At 61.7% G+C, this 20,081-nt stretch carries 18 protein-coding genes; 5 read left to right on the top strand and 13 right to left on the bottom strand.

The annotated features are described in order from the left end of the window. Positions 1-22 precede the first annotated feature (22 nt). The 12 genes from atpE to rpmH form a co-directional block, all read right to left on the bottom strand. A complete protein-coding gene (gene atpE / locus G7007_RS01815) occupies positions 23-280 on the bottom strand; it encodes a F0F1 ATP synthase subunit C (RefSeq protein ID WP_003097235.1) in 258 nt (85 codons plus the stop codon). Between the two features lie 145 nt (positions 281-425). Further along, on the bottom strand, positions 426-1,295 hold the full coding sequence (gene atpB, locus G7007_RS01810) for a F0F1 ATP synthase subunit A (protein WP_144938138.1): 870 nt from the start codon (positions 1,293-1,295) through the stop codon (positions 426-428). A gap of 7 nt (positions 1,296-1,302) precedes the next feature. Then, the gene (locus G7007_RS01805; RefSeq protein ID WP_181098774.1) at positions 1,303-1,719 is read right to left on the bottom strand and encodes a F0F1 ATP synthase subunit I; all 417 of its coding nucleotides are present in this window, start codon (positions 1,717-1,719) and stop codon (positions 1,303-1,305) included. A gap of 148 nt (positions 1,720-1,867) precedes the next feature. Beyond that, complete coding sequence (locus G7007_RS01800) at positions 1,868-2,740, bottom strand: ParB/RepB/Spo0J family partition protein (RefSeq protein WP_181098773.1); 873 nt, start codon at positions 2,738-2,740, stop codon at positions 1,868-1,870. Between the two features lie 9 nt (positions 2,741-2,749). Continuing rightward, a complete protein-coding gene (locus tag G7007_RS01795; RefSeq protein ID WP_181098772.1) occupies positions 2,750-3,541 on the bottom strand; it encodes a ParA family protein in 792 nt (263 codons plus the stop codon). A gap of 18 nt (positions 3,542-3,559) precedes the next feature. Next, positions 3,560-4,210, bottom strand: coding sequence for a 16S rRNA (guanine(527)-N(7))-methyltransferase RsmG (gene rsmG, locus G7007_RS01790; RefSeq protein WP_181098771.1), 651 nt, complete (start codon positions 4,208-4,210; stop codon positions 3,560-3,562). Next, positions 4,207-6,099 carry a tRNA uridine-5-carboxymethylaminomethyl(34) synthesis enzyme MnmG gene (gene mnmG, locus G7007_RS01785; protein ID WP_181098770.1) on the bottom strand — a complete coding sequence of 631 codons (1,893 nt, stop codon included), beginning with the start codon at positions 6,097-6,099 and terminating at the stop codon, positions 4,207-4,209. The genes rsmG and mnmG overlap by 4 nt, the downstream gene beginning before the upstream one ends. 510 nt (positions 6,100-6,609) lie before the next feature. Next, on the bottom strand, positions 6,610-7,980 hold the full coding sequence (gene mnmE / locus G7007_RS01780; protein ID WP_181098769.1) for a tRNA uridine-5-carboxymethylaminomethyl(34) synthesis GTPase MnmE: 1,371 nt from the start codon (positions 7,978-7,980) through the stop codon (positions 6,610-6,612). Between the two features lie 84 nt (positions 7,981-8,064). Then, entirely contained in the window at positions 8,065-9,741 is a 1,677-nt protein-coding gene (gene yidC / locus G7007_RS01775; RefSeq protein WP_181098768.1) for a membrane protein insertase YidC, read from the bottom strand. 2 nt (positions 9,742-9,743) lie between these two features. Further along, entirely contained in the window at positions 9,744-9,989 is a 246-nt protein-coding gene (gene yidD, locus G7007_RS01770) for a membrane protein insertion efficiency factor YidD (RefSeq protein ID WP_181098767.1), read from the bottom strand. Further along, entirely contained in the window at positions 9,982-10,386 is a 405-nt protein-coding gene (rnpA, locus tag G7007_RS01765) for a ribonuclease P protein component (protein WP_085987488.1), read from the bottom strand. Before rnpA ends, yidD begins: the two co-directional genes overlap by 8 nt. 13 nt (positions 10,387-10,399) lie before the next feature. Further along, on the bottom strand, positions 10,400-10,534 hold the full coding sequence (gene rpmH, locus G7007_RS01760; protein WP_003253163.1) for a 50S ribosomal protein L34: 135 nt from the start codon (positions 10,532-10,534) through the stop codon (positions 10,400-10,402). Between the two features lie 593 nt (positions 10,535-11,127). Between rpmH and dnaA the strand changes: the two genes are divergently transcribed. From dnaA to gyrB, 4 genes are read left to right on the top strand one after another with little or no spacing between them, the layout of a single operon-like run. Continuing rightward, positions 11,128-12,654, top strand: coding sequence for a chromosomal replication initiator protein DnaA (gene dnaA, locus G7007_RS01755; RefSeq protein ID WP_181098766.1), 1,527 nt, complete (start codon positions 11,128-11,130; stop codon positions 12,652-12,654). 39 nt (positions 12,655-12,693) lie between these two features. Then, positions 12,694-13,797, top strand: coding sequence for a DNA polymerase III subunit beta (gene dnaN, locus G7007_RS01750; RefSeq protein WP_181098765.1), 1,104 nt, complete (start codon positions 12,694-12,696; stop codon positions 13,795-13,797). A gap of 14 nt (positions 13,798-13,811) precedes the next feature. Beyond that, positions 13,812-14,915 (top strand): DNA replication/repair protein RecF, encoded by a 1,104-nt coding sequence (gene recF, locus G7007_RS01745; RefSeq protein ID WP_181098764.1) that lies wholly within the window; start codon positions 13,812-13,814, stop codon positions 14,913-14,915. Positions 14,916-14,919: 4 nt separating this feature from the next. After that, complete coding sequence (gene gyrB, locus G7007_RS01740; protein ID WP_181098763.1) at positions 14,920-17,340, top strand: DNA topoisomerase (ATP-hydrolyzing) subunit B; 2,421 nt, start codon at positions 14,920-14,922, stop codon at positions 17,338-17,340. Positions 17,341-17,400: 60 nt separating this feature from the next. On the opposite strand, the gene G7007_RS01735 is transcribed toward gyrB, so the two are convergent. Further along, positions 17,401-18,288: a LysR family transcriptional regulator gene (locus tag G7007_RS01735; protein ID WP_181098762.1), complete on the bottom strand. Its 888-nt coding sequence runs from the start codon at positions 18,286-18,288 to the stop codon at positions 17,401-17,403. 139 nt (positions 18,289-18,427) lie between these two features. Here G7007_RS01735 and G7007_RS01730 point away from each other — a divergent pair, with 139 nt between their 5' ends. Then, positions 18,428-20,074, top strand: a complete 1,647-nt coding sequence (locus G7007_RS01730; protein ID WP_181098761.1) for a GMC family oxidoreductase — start codon at positions 18,428-18,430, stop codon at positions 20,072-20,074. Positions 20,075-20,081 lie beyond the last annotated feature (7 nt).

Here is a 20,081-nt window from a genome sequence, read left to right as displayed (position 1 = left end):
GTCACTCGTGGAAAACGAGTGATTAGCCGGCGATCTGACCAACGAAGGGGTTTGCGAAGGTGAAGAACAGAGCGATACCAACGCCGATCATGGTCACGGCGTCCAGCAGGCCGGCGACGATGAACATCTTGACCTGCAGCATCGGAACCATTTCTGGCTGACGAGCAGCACCTTCAAGGAACTTGCCGCCCAGCAGGCCGAAACCAATGGCGGTGCCCAGTGCACCCAGACCGATCAGCAGAGCAACAGCGATAGCGGTAAGACCAACTACAGTTTCCATCTTTCCTCCCGACTTTTTACGTCGTATTGGTTAGGTTTTTTAATTGAAGCGGTAAAACAAATCGTCAGGTACAGCGGCCCTTGCGGACTTTTTCCAGCCTTCCTCCCGGACGAGCGAGGAAGGCGATCAGACACGCCAGGCGGTCTTAATGGTTATCTTCGTGCGCCATCGACAGGTAGACGATGGTCAGCATCATGAAGATGAAAGCTTGCAGGGTGATGATCAGGATGTGGAACACCGCCCACGCCCACTGCAGCACCACACCCAGGCCGCTCAGCCAGAGGATGCCGGCACCGAACATCACGGCGATCAGGATGAACACCAGCTCGCCGGCGTACATGTTGCCGAACAGTCGCAGGGCCAGCGAGATCGGCTTGGCGATCAGGGTGACGAACTCGAGCAGGAAGTTGACCGGGATCAGCAGGATCTGCACGAAGATGTTCTTGCTGCCGAACGGGTGCAGGGTCAGCTCGCCGAGGAAACCACCCAGGCCCTTGATCTTGATGCTGTAGAAGATGATCAGCGCGAAGACCGAGAAGGCCATGGCCAGCGTCGCGTTCGGGTCGGTGGTCGACACGGCGCGGAACGGGATGTGCGGATCACCCGAGATCAGGATGGCCAGTTGCGGAATCCAGTCCACCGGTACCAGGTCGATGGCGTTCATCAGGAACACCCAGACGAAGATGGTCAGGGCGAGCGGCGCGATCACCGCGCTACGGCCGTGGAAGGAGTCCTTCACGCTGCCGTTGACGAAGTCGACCAGCACCTCGACGAAGTTCTGCAGGCCGCTCGGTTGACCCGAGGTCGCCTTCTTCGCCGCCATGCGGAAGATGAACAGGAAGATCAGGCCCAGGGCAACCGACCAGCCCAGGGTGTCCAGGTGGAATGCCCAGAACCCCATCGCCTTGGCTTCGGCAGCCGAATGGGCCAGGCCCCAGCTGCCGTCTGGTAGTTGACCGTAGGTCAGGTTCTGCAAGTGGTGCTGGATATAGCCCGAAGCGGTTTCTGCTGCCATGGTTGCCTCAAACGCCCTTAGGTCTTGAAAGTCTTTTATTCATTAGCAGGGGCGCGAACCAGCTGACCAGCTGGGTCAGCACGAAGACGCCGAATACTGCCAGCGGCGCCAGTGGCTTCACTCCTGCAAAGGTCAGTGCGAACAGCACTGCCGTGATAATCAATTTGCCTGCCTCGCCAGCGTAGAACGACTTGACGATGGCCTGCGCTGCCCGAGCGCCGCTGAAGCGAAACGCCTTCCAGGCGAAGTACAGGTTCGGCAGCCAGGCGATCAGGCCTCCACAAAGACCTGAGTAACCGCTGACGGTACCTTGCCATTGCCACAGCACCACGGCTGCCAGCAGTAACACGATGCATTGAGCCGCCAGCACCGGGAAAACTGCCCAGCGATGGAATGGCAGGCGGTTTGGCGTGCGTGTTTCCATGGCTGCGGCTCCTCGGAGTCGACCTTCAAGTCAACGACGACTTGGCATAATTTGTGCCGACAAAATGCGCGCAGAGTATAGGGGGGGATGTCCCCCTATTCAACTCTTGGGTGGTCTTTTCCGGCTGCGTGGTCTTTCGCGAATTGTTTCAGCGAATGTGTGCAAGTACGCCCTGCAACTCGTCCAGCGAGTTGTAGCGGATCACCAGCTGTCCTTTGCCTTTCTGTCCATGCTTGATCTGCACCGCCGAGCCCAGGCGCTCTGCCAGTCGCTGTTCCAGGCGACTGATGTCAGGGTCGGGTTTGGCCTCTTCCACCGGCTCGGGCTTGTCGCTCAGCCACTGCCTCACCAGCGCCTCGGTCTGACGAACGGTCAGCCCCCGTGCGACAACGTGTCGCGCCCCTTCGACCTGCCGATCTTCGCCCAATCCGAGCAACGCACGGGCGTGGCCCATTTCCAGATCGCCGTGGGCGAGCATGGTCTTGATGGCCTCCGGCAGGCTGATCAGGCGCAGCAGGTTGGCGATGGTCACCCGCGACTTGCCGACGGCATCGGCGACTTGCTGCTGCGTCAGCTCGAACTCCTGCTGCAGACGTTGCAGCGCCATGGCTTCCTCGAGCGGATTGAGGTCCTCGCGCTGGATGTTCTCGATCAGCGCCATGGCGATGGCAGCTTCGTCGGGCAGCACGCGCACCATGGCCGGAATCGTGTCCAGGCCGGCCTGCTGGGTCGCTCGCCAGCGGCGTTCGCCCGCGATGATCTCGTAGCGTTCATCGTCGATCGGACGCACCACGATCGGCTGCATGACGCCATGGGCGCGAATCGAATGCGCCAGCTCTTCCAGCGCCTGGGGATCCATGTCCCGCCGTGGCTGGTACTTGCCACGCTGGATCAGGTCGACTGGCAGGTGTTGCAGCTCCTTGCGGTCGACCTTGACAGCCTGCTCCTCGAGCGCGCTGATCGAAGGACCGCTGAGCAGCGCGTCCAGCCCGCGTCCGAGACCCCGTTTCTTGACGGCCATGCGGATTCCTTAACTTGTCTGTGCGGCGCGGGAAGGGCGACGCTGGCGACGCACCAGTTCGGTGGCCAGGGCCAGGTACGCGACCGCGCCCTTGGACTGCTTGTCGTAGGCCAGGGCCGGCATGCCGAAGCTCGGCGCCTCGGCCAGGCGGATGTTGCGCGGAATGACGGTGTCGTAGAGCTGCTCGCCGAAATGTTCCTTGAGCTGCGCCGAGACGTCGTTGTTCAGGCTCAGGCGCGGATCGTACATGGTCCGCAGCAGGCCTTCGATCTTCAGCGCAGGGTTGAGCTTGGCGGCGATGCGCTTGATGTTGTCCACCAGGTCGCTCAACCCTTCGAGCGCGTAGTACTCGCACTGCATGGGGATGATGACGCCATCGGAGGCCACCAGCGCGTTGAGCGTCAGCATCGACAGCGACGGCGGGCAGTCGATGAGGATGAAGTCGTAGTTCTCGCGGATCGGTGCCAGGGCATTGCGCAGCCGGCTTTCCTTGACCTGCATCTCCAGCAGCACCACTTCGGCGGCCGTGAGGTCGCGGTTGGCCGGCAGCAGCTGGTAGTTGCCGTGCTCGGAGATGTGCATGGCCTGGGCCAGGTCGCACTCCCCGATGAGCAGGTCATAGACCGAGTGCTCGAGCACGTGCTTGTCCACACCGCTGCCCATGGTCGCGTTGCCCTGCGGGTCGAGATCGATCAGCAGCACCCGGCGCTTGGTAGCGGCCAGGGACGCGGCGAGATTGATGCAGGTGGTGGTCTTGCCCACGCCACCTTTCTGGTTCGCGATTGCGAATACCTTAGCCATTGATGCGTGTATTCCCCGTCATGCCTTGCGGCGCAGTATCAGTAGATGACGCTGGCCCTGGCAACCCGGAACGGTCAGGGCCTGCTCGCTTTCCACTGTGAAGTCTGCCGGCAATGCTACCAGTTCGTCGGCAGGATGCAGCCCTTTCATTGCCAACCACCGTGTTTCGGTGTCGCCCAGGTGGCGCGTCCAGCCGGTGAAATTCTCCATGCTGCTGAAGGCGCGCGAGACGATACCCTCGAACGGCAGTTCAGGCGTGAACGCCTCGACCCGGCTGTGGATAACCTGCAGGTTGTCCAGCCCCAACTCCAGCTTCACCTGGGTGAGGAAGCGGGTCTTCTTGCCGTTGCTGTCGAGCACGGTCACCGATTTCTCGGGGTGCAGAATGGCCAGCGGCACGCCAGGCATGCCTCCCCCGCTTCCGACGTCCAGCCAGCGATCACGGTCGCTGTCGATGAAGGGCATGACGCTGAGGCTGTCGAGCAGGTGCCGGGAGACCATCTCGTCGGGATCCCGTACCGCCGTGAGATTGTAGGCCTTGTTCCACTTGATCAGCAGGGCGAGATAGCCCAGCAGCAGGGTGTGCTGCCGGGGACTCAAGGCGACGCCCAGTGCCTGGGCGCCTGTGGACAACTCATCGGCATGTACAGCGGTGACCGGGGAACTCAAACGCTTTGCTCCAGTTCGCGGCCCGCGCCGCGTTTTTTCAGGTGGATCAGCAACAGGGAAATCGCCGCCGGCGTGACACCGGGAATGCGCGAGGCTTGCCCCAGCGTCTCCGGACGGGTCTGGCCAAGCTTGCCCTGGATCTCCTTGGACAACCCGGAGATCGAGGCGTAGTCGATATCCACAGGCAGGCGAGTGTCCTCGCTGGCACGCAAACGTGCAATCTCTTCCTGTTGGCGATCGATGTAACCGGCGTACTTGGTGCGGATCTCCACCTGCTCGGCCACCTGAGGCTCGGCCGGGGTGGTGCCCAGGGCTTCGGTCAGGCCGGCGTAGTCCACTTCCGGACGGGTCAGCAGGCTCAACAGGCTGTATTCGTGGCTCAGGGGCGTACCGAAACGCTCGCTGACCGCCTGCCCCTCCGGGGTGTTCGGGCGTATCCAGGTGCTGCGCAGGCGCTGCTCTTCCCGCTCGATGCCTTCGCGCTTGGTGCAGAACGCGGCCCAGCGTGCGTCGTCGATCAGGCCCAGTTCACGGCCTTTCTCGGTCAGGCGCAGGTCGGCGTTGTCTTCGCGCAGGATCAGCCGGTACTCGGCCCGCGAGGTGAACATGCGGTAGGGCTCCTGGGTACCCAGAGTGATCAGGTCGTCGACCAGCACACCGATGTAGGCCTCGTCACGACGTGGGCACCAGGCGTCCAGACCCCGTGCCAGCAACGCGGCATTGGTCCCGGCCAGCAGGCCCTGGGCACCGGCCTCTTCGTAGCCGGTGGTGCCGTTGATCTGCCCGGCGAAGAACAGACCGCCGATGACCTTGGTCTCGAGGCTGTACTTGAGGTCCCGTGGATCGAAGTAGTCGTATTCGATGGCATAGCCGGGGCGCACGATGTGGGCGTTCTCCATGCCACGGATCGAACGCACCACCTGCAGCTGCACGTCGAACGGCAGCGAGGTGGAAATACCGTTCGGGTACAGCTCGTGGGTGGTCAGGCCTTCCGGCTCGATGAACACCTGGTGGCTCTGCTTGTCGGCGAACCGGTGGATCTTGTCTTCGATCGACGGGCAGTAGCGCGGGCCGATGCCTTCGATCATGCCCGAATACATGGGCGAACGGTCCAGGTTGGCCGCGATGATCTCGTGGGTGCGTTCGTTGGTGTGGGTGATCCAGCAGCTCACCTGACGCGGGTGCATCGCCGCGTTGCCCATGAACGACATCACCGGAATCGGGGTATCGCCGGGCTGTTCGGCCATCACCGAAAAGTCCACCGAGCGCCCGTCGATACGCGGCGGCGTGCCGGTCTTGAGGCGGCCGACGCGCAGCGGCAGTTCGCGCATCCGGTTGGCCAGTGCGATGGCTGGCGGATCGCCGGCACGGCCACCGGAATGGTTCTGCAGGCCGATGTGGATGAGCCCGCCCAGGAACGTGCCGGTGGTCAAGACCACGGCATCGGCCATGAAGCGCAGCCCCATTTGCGTGACCACGCCCTTGACCTGGTCCTGTTCGACGATCAGGTCATCGCACGCCTGCTGGAATATCCACAGGTTCGGCTGGTTTTCCAGGATCTCGCGTACCACGGACTTGTAGATGGCGCGGTCGGCCTGGGCGCGTGTCGCCCGCACGGCAGGACCTTTGCGGTTGTTCAGTACGCGGAACTGGATACCGCTCTTGTCGGTGGCCAGTGCCATGGCACCGCCGAGCGCATCGATCTCCTTGACCAGATGACTCTTGCCGATGCCGCCGATCGCAGGGTTGCAGCTCATGTGACCGAGGGTTTCCACGTTGTGGGTCAGCAGCAGGGTCTTGACCCCCATGCGTGCCGATGCAAGCGCAGCCTCGGTACCGGCATGGCCGCCGCCGATGACGATCACTTCAAAACGGGAAGGGAAATCCACCACGCACCTCGTGCCTGTATCGCAAATAGAAAGTAAGCCGACAAGTATAGGGACTTCCTCTAGGCGCGGGAAAGCGTTTGGGCAAAATTTGATCAACCTGTGGATGAACGGCAAATACAGATTCAAGGAGAAGAGATTAAGAAAAGCTTGTTTTTATGTTTATTCTTAGAGGACCACCTTTCTGTGGATAGATCCCTGAAAGCCTCTAATGCTGTGGCCTACAGCATTTCAAAACCCTGTTATCCACTGGGGTTGAGGGGTCTGGATAACTCTGTTTAGCCTGTGGATGAAACGATACTTTATGCACAGGGCAATTTATCCCCAGGCAGAATTGAGGTTTATCAACGGTGCTAAGGCACGGTTGTGCACAGGGCTTATGACAGCCAGGGAAAGGTGATCACGGTGGGAAATATGGAAAACGACCCAGGGTGGTGTCGCGGCAACCGCTCGTTGCGAACGGTCTGAACGGGGATAGGTCGGTCCCGGAGGGGCGAGACCGACTGCGCGGGGTTACTTGCCGATGCAGAAACTCGAGAAGATACGGCCCAGCAGGTCATCGGAACTGAAGGCACCGGTGATTTCGCCTAGCGCCTGTTGCGCCTGCCGAAGGTCCTCGGCCAGCAGCTCGCCTGCGCCTGCCAGGGTCAGTTGCGCACGCCCGTGCTCCAGGTGGTCACTGGCCTGGCGCAGCGCCTCCAGATGACGCCTGCGGGCGCTGAAGCCACTCTCGGCTGTCTGCTCGTAGCCCATGCAGGCCTTGAGGTGATCGCGCAGCAGGTCGAGCCCTGCCATTTTTTCACCAGCGCTCAGGGTCAGGGTCACGTGCCCGTCATGGTTATCCACACGGCCGACGGGTTCGCCACTGAGATCGGCCTTGTTACGGATCAGCGTCACTTTCGACGGCGCGGGCGGCTCGCTCAGGAATTCAGGCCATAGCCCGAAGGGATCCTGACTTTCGGGTGCCGTGGAATCCACCACCAGCAAGACGCGGTCGGCTTCGTGGATGGCCTTGAGCGCCCGCTGCACACCGATCTGCTCGACCTGATCCTCGGTGGCGCGCAGACCGGCTGTGTCGATGATGTGCAGCGGCATGCCGTCGATGTGGATATGTTCGCGCAGGATGTCCCGGGTAGTGCCTGCGATGTCGGTCACGATGGCGGCCTCGCGGCCGGCCAGGTGATTGAGCAGGCTCGACTTGCCAGCGTTCGGACGCCCTGCAATGACCACGGTCATGCCGTCGCGAAGCAAGGCGCCCTGTCCGGCTTCATGTTGCACGGTGGATAACGTGGCGCGGACGCCGTCGAGCATGCCCAGCACCACACCATCGCCAAGGAAGTCGATCTCCTCCTCGGGAAAATCGATGGCGGCTTCCACATAGATCCTCAAGGCGATCAGCGCATCGGTGAGTAGGCCTACGCGCTTCGAGAAGTCTCCTTGCAGTGAACGCAATGCATTGCGAGCCGCCTGTGCAGAACTGGCCTCGATGAGGTCGGCGATCGCTTCGGCCTGGGCCAGGTCGAGCTTGTCGTTGAGGAACGCCCGCTCGCTGAACTCACCGGGACGCGCCAGGCGGCACCCGAGTTGTACACAGGCCTGTAGCAGCATGTCCATGACCACCGGCCCGCCATGCCCCTGCAGCTCGAGCACGTCTTCGCCGGTGAACGAGTGAGGGCCGGCGAAGAACAGGGCGATGCCCTGGTCCAGGACCTGCCCCTCTTCGGTCGTGAAAGGGCCGTAGTGAGCGTGCCGTGGTGTCAGGTCACGTCCGGTCAATACACGGCCGGCGGCACGCGCCAGAGGGCCGGAGAGCCGCACGATGCCAACACCGCCTCGGCCCTGGGCCGTGGCGATGGCGGCGATGGTGTCTCGCTGGGTGTTCATGGGATGGACCTCTACGACAAATCGACAGATAGCAAAAACGCCCCCGAAGGGGCGTTTTCATTCACAGGCTAGCGTACCGCGCAATCAGGCGGAAGCGTTCTTGCTGGCCTCGATGCGGCGGGTGATGAACCACTGCTGGGTAATCGACAGGCAGTTGTTCACGACCCAGTACAGCACCAGACCGGCCGGGAACCACAGGAAGAAGAAGGTGAAGACGATCGGCATCATCTTCATGACCTTCGCCTGCATCGGATCCGGCGGCGTCGGGTTCAGGCGCTGCTGGATGAACATGGTCGCGCCCATGATGATCGGCAGGATGAAGAACGGATCCTTGATGGACAGGTCGGTGATCCACAGGATCCACGGCGCCTGACGCATCTCGACGCTTTCCAGCAGTACCCAGTACAAGGCCAGGAAGACCGGCATCTGCACCAGGATCGGCAGGCAGCCACCCAGTGGATTGATCTTTTCTTTCTTGTACAGCTCCATCATCGCCTGGGACATCTTCTGGCGATCGTCACCATGCTGCTCTTTCAGCGCCTGGACACGCGGTGCCACGGCACGCATGCGGGCCATCGAACGGTAGCTGGCGGCGGACAGCGGGAAGAACAGGCCTTTGATCAGCATGGTCAACACGATGATCGACCAGCCCCAGTTGCCCAGCAGGCTGTGGATATGTTGCAGCAACCAGAAGATCGGCTGGGCGATGAACCACAGGAAGCCGTAGTCGACGGTCAGTTCCAGGCCTGGGGACAACTCTTTCAGCTTGGCCTGGCTCTTGGGACCGGCATACAACGTCGTACTGGTCTGGACCTGAGCACCAGGCGCTGCGCTCAACGCAGGACCGGTGTAGCCGATGATGTAGTTGCCCTGGCTGTCCTTGCGGGTCTGGACGATGTTGTTGTCGGACTTGGCCGGAATCCAGGCGGTCACGAAGTAGTGCTGCAGCCAGGCGACCCAGCCGCCGGCAACGGTTTCCTTCAGGCTGCCCTTGTCGATGTCCTTCATCGACACCTTCTTGTAGGGCTCCGAACTTGTCCACAATGCAGCGCCCAGGTAGGTCGCCGTGCCGGTCGCGGTGCTGGAAGACGGATCGGAACTGGCATCACGCTTGAGCTGGGCGAACAGGTTGCCGGTCCAGGCCTGGGCGCTCTGGTTGTCGACCAGGTAGGTAACCGTCAGGTCGTACTCGCCGCGCTTGAAGGTGAAGCGCTTGGTGTAGTTGACGCCCTTGTCGCTGAACGTCAGGTCGACGACCAGTTGCTCCTGGCCATCGGCCAGCTGGTAGCTGCGCTTATCCACAGCGTACAGCGGGCGACCCGACGCACGCGCATCCGGACCGTCGGTACCGGTCAGGCCGCTCTGGGCCAGGTAGGTACGCTCGCCACCGTTGTCGAACAGCTGGAACGGAATGTCCGGATGGTCCTGACGACGCGGGAACTGCGGCAGGCGCAGTTGGACGATGTCGCCACCCACGGGATCGATAGCCAGGTCCAGCACGTCGGTCTTGACGTGGACGAGGTCCTTGCTGGCAGCCACAGGGGCCAACTCGGGCGTGCTAGCGTCGCCACCGGTGCTGGGCACGTCGGCGCTGGCACCATTGCTGTCCACAGGCACGGTGTCAGGCAGGGTCGGAGCGACGTTGCTGGAAGCAGTCTGAGTCGGCAAGGCGGCCTGACCGTAGTCCTGGTTCCATTTCAGGACCAGCACGTAGGCCACGATTGCCAGGGCGACGATCAGGATCGTGCGTTTAATATCCATGATTACTCGGCTATCGAAGAGGTTCGGGGGGAAGCGGCAGGCGGAACCGGGTCGAACCCGCCGTCGTTCCAGGGATGACAGCGTCCGAGGCGACGAACGGTCAGCCACCCGCCACGCAGAAGGCCATGTGTTTCGATGGCTTCATAGGCGTAACAGGAGCAGGAGGGATAGAAACGACAGTGACTGGCCATCAACGGGCTGATGGCGTAACGGTAGAACTGGATCGGAACGAGGGCCAGTTTACGCATCGTGACTGTCTACCCTTGCGACATCGGCAATGGCTGCCGGAGCGGGCTGCAGACGGGCCAGACGCTTCCAGAGCTTGATGAAGTGTGGATGCAATTCCGGATTTTCCGTCTCGCCCAACCCTCTACGCGCGACGATCACGATGTCCCAACCTGCAAGCATGTGCTGGTTCAGGCGAAACGAATCGCGCATCAGGCGTTTGAGGCGATTGCGCTGAACGGCGAGCTTGACGCTCTTCTTGCCAATCACCAGCCCCAGGCGTGGATGATCGAGACCGTTCTCGCGAGCAAGGATCAGCAGGTTTTTCCCTGGAACCTTGCCGGTTGGGGAGTCGAAGACCGCTTTGAAATGCCGGGGGGTAAGCAATCGCTTGTCCCGACTGAAGTCCTGACTCACCACCTGTGCCGGAAAATCAGATGGCCAGACGCTTACGGCCTTTGGCACGACGACGCGACAGAACTGCGCGGCCGTTCTTGGTAGCCATGCGAGCACGGAAACCGTGGGTGCGTGCGCGCTTGATGGTGCTTGGTTGGAAAGTACGTTTCATGGCGTGTTACCTGGTTCGTCGACAACGGGCCGGAATGGCCCCCGTTTTAAGAGATCGGCGATTCTAGAGAAACCCAGGCCATAGGTCAATTTCCAACCAGCTCCCATTCTCTATAAGCAGACGAACGCAGCGGCGTGTCCGGGACAGGCTGGGCCTGGCAGATCTGCATAGAACCCTGCCTCACTATGAAAAATAAGAAAGACAGATAGAAAGCTTTTTTGAAGAATCTATAGCTTTTAAGGGCCGGCCTATCTGTGGATAAACCTCTGAAAGCCTTTGAGTGCGGGGTGTACAGAGAAACTGAACGTTGTCTGAAAGCCGTGCGGCGGCTGTGTGAGGGCTGCGATTAGCCTGTGCATAACCAGCCAGGATATCCACAGATGATTTATACACAGGGTTCAGGGTAAGGTTGTGCATAGCCCTCCTGACGCGTTATCCACAGGGTTTATCCCCAGTCCTTGAATGCCGTTTCAGTCAGATTTTGCCCAAACTGTCCTAGTGTGCTTGATCCCTCCATGTGGATAACCGGTCCGGTGCCCGGTACAATAGATCGCTTGTACTCGCCTACCAGGCTTTCAACTCAGGGGAACTCCGTGTCAGTGGAACTTTGGCAGCAATGCGTGGAGCTGTTGCGCGACGAACTGCCTGCCCAGCAATTCAACACCTGGATCCGTCCACTACAGATCGAAGCCGATGGCACCGAGCTGCGGGTCTATGCGCCCAACCGCTTCGTGCTCGACTGGGTCAATGAAAAGTACCTGGGCCGCCTGCTCGAGCTGCTGGGCGAGCATGGCAACGGCATGGCACCTTCGTTGTCGCTGTTGATCGGCAGCCGCCGCAGTTCCACCCCACGGGCCGCGCCCAATGCGCCCGTCAACGCTGCCACGGCGGCCTCACAGGCGCAGCAGTCGCCTCGCGTGCCAGCTGCCAGCGAACCGACGACCGCTACCGCGGTTTCTTCGGAACCGGCCCCGTCTGCGGAAACGGTCGCCAGCCAGGAGCGTTATGCCCCCGTCGACGACACGCCACCGGCAGCGCCTGCACAGGCCACGGCCAGGGCCGAGCAACGCACGGTCCAGGTAGAAGGTGCGCTCAAGCACACCAGTTACCTGAATCGCACCTTCACCTTCGAAACCTTCGTCGAAGGCAAGTCCAACCAGTTGGCGCGAGCCGCGGCCTGGCAGGTGGCGGACAACCCCAAGCATGGGTATAACCCGCTGTTCCTGTATGGCGGCGTGGGCTTGGGCAAGACGCACCTGATGCATGCGGTGGGCAATCACCTGTTGAAGAAGAACCCCAATGCCAAGGTCGTCTACCTGCATTCGGAGCGCTTCGTCGCGGACATGGTCAAGGCGCTGCAGCTCAACGCCATCAACGAGTTCAAGCGCTTCTATCGCTCCGTCGATGCCTTGCTGATCGATGACATCCAGTTCTTCGCCCGTAAGGAACGCTCGCAGGAAGAGTTCTTCCACACCTTCAATGCACTGCTCGAGGGCGGCCAGCAGGTCATTCTGACCAGCGACCGTTATCCGAAGGAGATCGAAGGGCTCGAAGAGCGTCTCAAGTCGCGCTTTGGCTGGGGACTGACGGTAGCCGTGGAGCCGCCGGAGCTGGAGACCCGCGTCGCGATCCTGATGAAAAAGGCCGACCAGGCCAAGGTCGACCTGCCGCACGATGCTGCGTTCTTCATCGCCCAGCGCATTCGCTCGAACGTACGCGAGCTGGAAGGTGCCTTGAAACGGGTGATCGCACACTCCCACTTCATGGGCCGCGACATCACCATCGAGTTGATCCGCGAGTCGTTGAAGGACCTGCTGGCCTTGCAGGACAAGCTGGTGAGTGTGGATAACATTCAGCGCACCGTCGCCGAGTACTACAAGATCAAGATCTCCGATCTGTTGTCCAAGCGTCGCTCCCGTTCGGTCGCCCGTCCTCGCCAGGTGGCGATGGCATTGTCCAAGGAGCTGACCAACCACAGCCTGCCGGAAATCGGCGACATGTTCGGCGGACGCGACCACACGACCGTGCTGCACGCCTGTCGCAAGATCAACGAATTGAAAGAATCCGACGCGGACATTCGCGAGGACTACAAGAACCTGCTGCGTACGCTGACGACTTGATCCGCGGCGGCGAAGCTTATTGAAGGCAAGGACTAGACCATGCATTTCACCATTCAACGCGAAGCCCTGTTGAAACCCCTGCAACTGGTCGCAGGCGTCGTCGAGCGCCGTCAGACCTTGCCGGTGCTCTCCAACGTCCTGCTGGTGGTTCAGGGGCAGCAACTGTCGTTGACCGGTACCGACCTCGAAGTCGAGCTGATCGGCCGCGTCCAGCTCGAAGAGCCCGCCGAGCCCGGCGAGATCACCGTCCCGGCGCGCAAGCTCATGGACATCTGCAAGAGCCTGCCCAGCGATGTGCTGATCGACATCAGGCTCGACGAGCAGAAACTGCTGGTCAAGGCAGGCCGCAGCCGCTTCACGCTGTCGACGCTGCCGGCCAACGATTTCCCGACGGTCGAGGAAGGTCCGGGATCGCTGACCTGCACCCTTGAGCAGAGCCGTCTGCGCCGCCTCATCGAACGCACCAGCTTCGCCATGGCCCAGCAGGACGTTCGTTACTACCTCAATGGCATGCTGCTCGAAGTGTCCACCGACACGCTGCGTGCCGTGGCCACCGATGGGCACCGTCTGGCCCTCTGCGCCATGCAGGCGCCGGTCGGACAGACCGAGCGGCACCAGGTCATCGTACCGCGCAAGGGTATTCTCGAGCTGGCACGTCTGCTGACCGACCCGGAAGGCACCGTCAGCATCGTGTTGGGACAGCACCACATCCGCGCGACCACGGGTGAGTTCACCTTCACGTCCAAGCTGGTCGATGGCAAGTTCCCGGACTATGAGCGTGTCCTGCCCAAGGGTGGTGACAAACTGGTGCTGGGCGACCGTCAACTGCTTCGCGAGGCCTTCAGCCGGACGGCGATCCTGTCCAACGAGAAATATCGCGGCATCCGCTTGCAGTTGGCCAACGGTCAACTGAAGATCCAGGCCAACAACCCCGAGCAGGAAGAGGCCGAGGAAGAGATCAGCGTCGACTACGAAGGTGCCTCGCTGGAGATCGGGTTCAACGTAAGCTACTTGTTGGACGTGCTGGGCGTGATGACCACCGACCAGGTGCGTCTGATCCTGTCCGACTCCAACAGCAGTGCCTTGCTCCAGGAAGCCGGAAACGACGATTCCTCCTATGTCGTAATGCCGATGCGTCTCTAAGCACCGCGCCGTTCATGTCCCTTCGACGCGTATCGGTCACCGGCGTGCGCAACCTGCACCCGGTGACTTTCGAACCCTCTCCCAGGATCAACATCCTCTACGGCGACAACGGCAGCGGCAAGACCAGCGTGCTGGAAGCCATCCACTTGCTAGGCCTGGCGCGCTCCTTCCGGAGCACACGACTCAACCCGGTCATTCAGCACGAGCAGGCCAATTGCACGGTATTCGGCCAGGTCGACCTGCTGGACGGTGGCTCCAGCAATCTGGGGATCGCACGTGAGCGCCAAGGCGACTTCTCGATCCGCATCGATGGGCAGAATGCCCGAGGGACAGCCCAGCTGGCTGAGATCCTGCCGCTGCAGCTCATTAACCCTGACAGCTTCCGATTGCTGGAAGGTGCTCCAAAGATCCGACGACAGTTTCTGGATTGGGGTGTGTTCCACGTGGAACCGCGCTTCATGGCCACATGGCAGCGCTTGCAGAAGGCGCTCAGGCAACGGAATTCGTGGCTCCGGCATGGTACACTGGACGTCGCCTCGCAGGCGGCCTGGGACCGGGAATTGTGCTCGGCCAGTGCAGAGATAGACGAATTTCGACGCAGCTACATCATGGCCTTGAAACCCGTTTTCGAACGTACGCTGAGTCAGTTGCTCGACCTTAAAGGGCTGGCCCTGAGCTACTACCGCGGATGGGACAAGGACCGCGACCTGCAGACCGTGCTGGCGACCTCGTTGCACCGCGACCAGCAGTTAGGCCACACCCAGGCAGGTCCGCAGCGAGCCGATCTACGGCTGCGGCTGGGCGCTCACAATGCAGCAGACATCCTGTCACGCGGGCAGCAGAAGCTGGTCGTTTGTGCCCTGCGCATCGCCCAGGGCCATCTGGTCAATCAAGCTCGACAAGGGCGCTGCATCTACCTGGTCGACGACCTGCCGTCCGAACTGGACGAAGACCATCGCGGTGCATTGTGCCGCTTGCTGGAAGAACTGAACTGCCAGGTATTCATCACCTGTGTAGACGAAGAATTACTGAGGGACGGCTGGCAGACGGATACGCCTGTCGCTCTGTTCCACGTGGAACAGGGCCGTATCACCCAGACCCACGACCATCGGGAGTGAAGGCATGAGCGAGAATCAAACATACGACTCTTCCAGCATCAAGGTGCTGAAAGGGCTGGATGCCGTGCGTAAGCGCCCCGGCATGTACATCGGCGACACCGATGACGGCAGCGGCCTGCACCACATGGTGTTCGAAGTCCTCGACAACTCGATCGACGAAGCGCTGGCCGGCCACTGCGATGACATCACCGTCATCATTCATCCGGACGAATCCATCAGCGTACGTGACAACGGTCGCGGTATCCCGGTCGACGTGCACAAAGAAGAAGGCGTTTCTGCCGCCGAAGTCATCATGACGGTCCTGCACGCCGGCGGTAAGTTCGATGACAACTCGTACAAGGTCTCGGGCGGCCTGCATGGCGTGGGTGTCTCCGTGGTCAATGCGCTCTCGGAGAAACTCATCCTCACCGTGCGTCGCAGCGGCAAGATCTGGGAGCAGACGTACGTCCACGGTGTTCCGCAGGCACCGATGGCGATCGTGGGTGACAGCGAAACCACCGGTACGCACATCCACTTCCACCCCTCTGCCGAGACGTTCAAGAACATCCACTTCAGCTGGGACATTCTGGCCAAGCGTATCCGGGAGCTGTCCTTCCTGAACTCGGGCGTGGGCATCCTGTTGAAGGACGAGCGCTCCGGCAAGGAAGAGTTCTTCAAGTACGAAGGCGGCTTGAGCGCCTTCGTCGAATACCTGAACACCAACAAGACACCCGTGAATGCGCAAGTCTTTCACTTCAACGTGCAGCGCGACGACGGTGTCGGTGTCGAGGTGGCGTTGCAGTGGAACGACAGCTTCAACGAGAACCTGTTGTGCTTCACCAACAACATCCCTCAGCGCGACGGCGGCACTCACCTGGTAGGCTTCCGCTCGGCCCTGACGCGCAACCTGAACAACTACATCGAGCAGGAAGGCCTGGCCAAGAAGAACAAGGTCTCCACCACGGGTGACGACGCCCGCGAAGGCTTGACCGCGATCATCTCGGTCAAGGTGCCCGATCCCAAGTTCAGCTCCCAGACCAAGGACAAGCTGGTCTCCTCGGAAGTGAAAACGGCCGTGGAACAGGAGATGAACAAGTACTTCTCCGACTTCCTGCTGGAGAACCCGAACGAGGCCAAGGCCGTCGTCGGCAAGATGATCGATGCCGCGCGTGCCCGTGAAGCAGCGCGCAAGGCGCGAGAAATGACCCGCCGCAAGGGCGCCTTGGACATTGCCGGATTGCCGGGCAAACTGGCGGACTGCCAGGAAAAGGATCCGGCGCTTTCCGAACTGTACCTGGTGGAGGGTGACTCCGCAGGTGGCTCGGCCAAGCAGGGTCGCAACCGCAAGACCCAGGCCATCCTGCCGCTCAAGGGCAAGATCCTCAACGTCGAGAAGGCACGCTTCGACAAAATGATCTCGTCTCAGGAGGTTGGCACGCTGATCACGGCCCTGGGCTGCGGCATCGGGCGCGAAGAGTACAACATCGACAAGTTGCGTTATCACAACATCATCATCATGACCGATGCTGACGTCGACGGCTCGCACATCCGTACCCTGCTGCTGACGTTCTTCTTCCGGCAACTGCCGGAGCTGGTGGAGCGTGGCTACATCTACATCGCCCAGCCGCCGCTCTACAAGATCAAGCGCGGCAAGCAGGAGCAGTACCTCAAGGACGACGAGGCCAAGGAAGAGTACCTGACCCAGGCGGCCCTGGAAGATGCCAGCCTGCACCTGGACGAAGCCGCACCGCCTGTCTCGGGTGTGGAGCTGGAGCGTCTGGTGAACGAATTCCGCAGCGTGATGAAGACGCTCAAGCGGTTGTCGCGCCTGTATCCGGAAGAGATCACCGAGCACTTCATCTACCTGCCGGAAGTGCCGTCCGAGCAACTGGGCGATCATGCGGCCATGCAGGCCTGGATGGAGAAGTTCCAGGCACGCCTGAACAGCAGCCAGAAATCGGGCCTCGTCTACAAGGCCGCGCTGCGTGAAGACAAAGAGCGCAACGTCTGGCTGCCCGAGGTAGAGATCACCTCTCACGGCCTGGCCAGCTACGTCACCTTCAACCGCGACTTCTTCGGCAGCAACGACTACCGTACCGTGGTGGCCCTGGGTGCCAAGCTGTCGACGCTGCTGGGCGAAGGCGCCTACGTACAGCGTGGCGAGCGTAAGAAGGCGGTCCAGGCGTTCAAGGAAGCGCTGGACTGGCTGATGACCGAAACCTCCAAGCGCTACACCATCCAGCGCTACAAGGGTCTTGGCGAGATGAACCCGGACCAGCTGTGGGAAACCACCATGGACCCGAACGTGCGTCGCATGCTGAAAGTGACGATCGAAGATGCGATCGCCGCGGACCAGTTGTTCAACACCTTGATGGGCGATGCGGTCGAGCCGCGTCGTGAGTTCATCGAAGGTAACGCCCTGGCGGTGTCCAACCTGGACTTCTGACCCATGAAAACGCCCTCGAACCTGAACGGGTTCGAGGGCGTTTCCGCCTTCCCCCTCCCCTCAGTCCGCCAGCAGCATCGCCTGCTCCTGCGCGCACAACGCCAACAGATAATCCCACACCACCCTCAGCCGCACCGACTTGTGCAATTCCCGACGGGTACTGATCCAGTAGCTGCGTTGCAATGCTTCGCCCGGCAATACCCTGACCAGGTCCGGATCCTGGCTGGCCATGTAGTTGGGCAGCACGGCGATGCCCAGACCCGCGCGCGCGGCCTGCTGCTGTGCAATGACGCTGGTACTGCGAAACATGACCCTGGGATGTCGGCAGAAGTTGTTCAGGAACAGCAGTTCCTTGCTGAACAACAAATCGTCCACGTAACCAATCCATGCGTGCTGAGCCAGATCGTCACGGCTGCGGATGGGCGGTGCACCTGCCAGATAGGCTCGGCTGGCATACAGCGCCAGGCGGTAGTCGGTCAGCTTGCGGGTGATCAGCACATCGGCGTCGGGCCGCTCGAGGTGAATGCTGATGTCCGCCTCACGGTTGAGGATGCTGACGAAGCGCGGCACGGCGACCAGCTCGACCTCCAGCCCAGGGTAGCGTGAGAACAGTGCGTTGAGCTGCGGCGTGAAGAACAGGATACCGATCCCTTCGGTCACGCCCAGGCGAATCTTGCCCAGGGGAGTAATGCTCTGGGTGATCTCCTCCTGGGCCAGCAGCGCGACGTTTTCCATGGCCTCGGCGTGCTTGAGCAGGGCATGTCCGGCGGGCGTCAGCTCGTAGCCTTGGGCATGCTGCACGAACAACGCCGTGCCGAGACTGCCCTCGATGGTCTCGATGTGGCGCGCCACGGTACTGTGGGTGGTTCCAAGGCGCTTGGCAGCCGTCAACAGGCGGCCACTGCGCTGCAATTCGAGGAAAAACCGTAGATCGTTCCAGTCGAACACGCCCTGCTCTCTCCCGAGGTCGGCCATCGGTGCTGTGCCAAAACGCACAGCTGGTGCGCGAAAACGCACGCTTCGTTGACGAAATTAGACACTAACCTTAAGCGCGACAAGAACAACATACGATCACGAGGTCGTTCCCATGCCACCCGTCGATACGCGCTTCGACTATATCGTGGTAGGCGCAGGTCCTGCCGGCTGCCTGCTGGCCAATCGTCTGTCCGCCGACCCTTCCTGCCGTGTGCTGCTGCTCGAAGCAGGCGGTCGCGACAACTATCCCTGGATCCACGTACCCGTCGGCTACTTGTACTGCATCGGCAACCCACGCACGGACTGGTGCTTCAAGACCGAGCCGCAACCGGGCTTGGGCGGGCGAAGCCTGGGCTATCCGCGTGGTCGCGTAATGGGGGGCTGTTCGTCCATCAACGGCATGATCTACATGCGCGGGCAGGCCGCCGACTACGACCGCTGGGCCGAACAGGGCAACCCGGGCTGGTCGTGGAAAGACGTACTGCCGCTGTTCATGGCATGCGAGCGCCACTTTGGCGGCGCCAGCGACCACCATGGGGCCGAAGGCGAATGGCGCGTGGAGTCGCAGCGTTACCAATGGCCGATCCTCGAAGCGTTTCGCAACGCTGCCGAGCAGGCCGGTATCGCGAAGGTGGACGACTTCAACACCGGCGACAACCAGGGCAGCGGCTACTTCCAGGTGAACCAGCGCAAAGGCGTGCGTTGGAACGCGTCGAAAGCCTTCATCAAGCCGATCCTGCAGCGCCCGAACCTGACCGTGCTCACCGACGTCCAAGTCGAGCGGGTGCTGCTCGACCAGGCGCGGTCCAAGGCGGTCAAGGCGATGCACCAGGGGTGCTGGCAGACCTTCGAAGCGCGTCGCGAGATCATCCTGTGCGCCGGCGCCGTCGGATCGCCCGGTATCCTGCAACGCTCAGGTATCGGTCCCCGAGGCCTGCTCGAGGGGTTGGGCATCGGCGTGCGTCACGAGCTGCCGGGGGTAGGTGGCAACCTGCAGGACCACCTGCAGTTGCGCCTGGTCTACCAGGTGCGCAACGCGCGGACCCTCAACCAGATGGCCAACAGCCCGTGGGGCAAGCTGGGCATGGGGCTGCGCTACCTGTACGACCGCAGCGGGCCGATGGCCATGGCACCCAGCCAGCTGGGCGCATTCGTGCGCTCAGGCCCGGATCAGGTCACGCCCAATCTTCAATACCATGTGCAGCCGCTGTCGCTGGAGCGCTTCGGCGAGCCATTGCACCGCTTCCCGGCGTTCACGGCCTCGGTCTGCAACCTGCGCCCCGTCAGCCGTGGCCGGGTCGACATCCGCTCGGCGAACATGGACGAAGCGCCACTGATCGATCCCAATTACCTGGCCGAAGAAGAAGACCTGCGTGTCGCTGCCGAGGCCATTCGCCTGACGCGGCGGATCGTCGCCGCGCCGGCCCTGGCGTCCTTCGACCCTCAGGAATACCTGCCGGGGGCCTCGTTGCAGAGCACCGAGGCGCTTCACGAGGCCGCGCGTCGGATCGGCACCACCATCTTTCACCCGGTCGGCACCTGCCGCATGGGCCAGGGCACCCTGGACGTGGTCGACAGCCAGTTGCGCGTGCGTGGTGTACCGGGTCTGCGCGTCGCCGATGCGTCGATCATGCCGACGATCGTGTCCGGCAATACCTGTACCCCTACCCTCATGATCGCCGAGAAGGCCGCACGTCTCATCCGCGCCCTGCCCGTCGAGCTACGCCTGGAGGACGCCGCACACGTACCCACGTCCTGACGGACGC

It is taken from the genome of Pseudomonas entomophila (assembly GCF_013523125.1).
GTDB classification, from domain to species: Bacteria; Pseudomonadota; Gammaproteobacteria; order Pseudomonadales; family Pseudomonadaceae; genus Aquipseudomonas; species Aquipseudomonas entomophila_B.
This window is presented reverse-complemented; position numbering and strand designations above follow the sequence as displayed.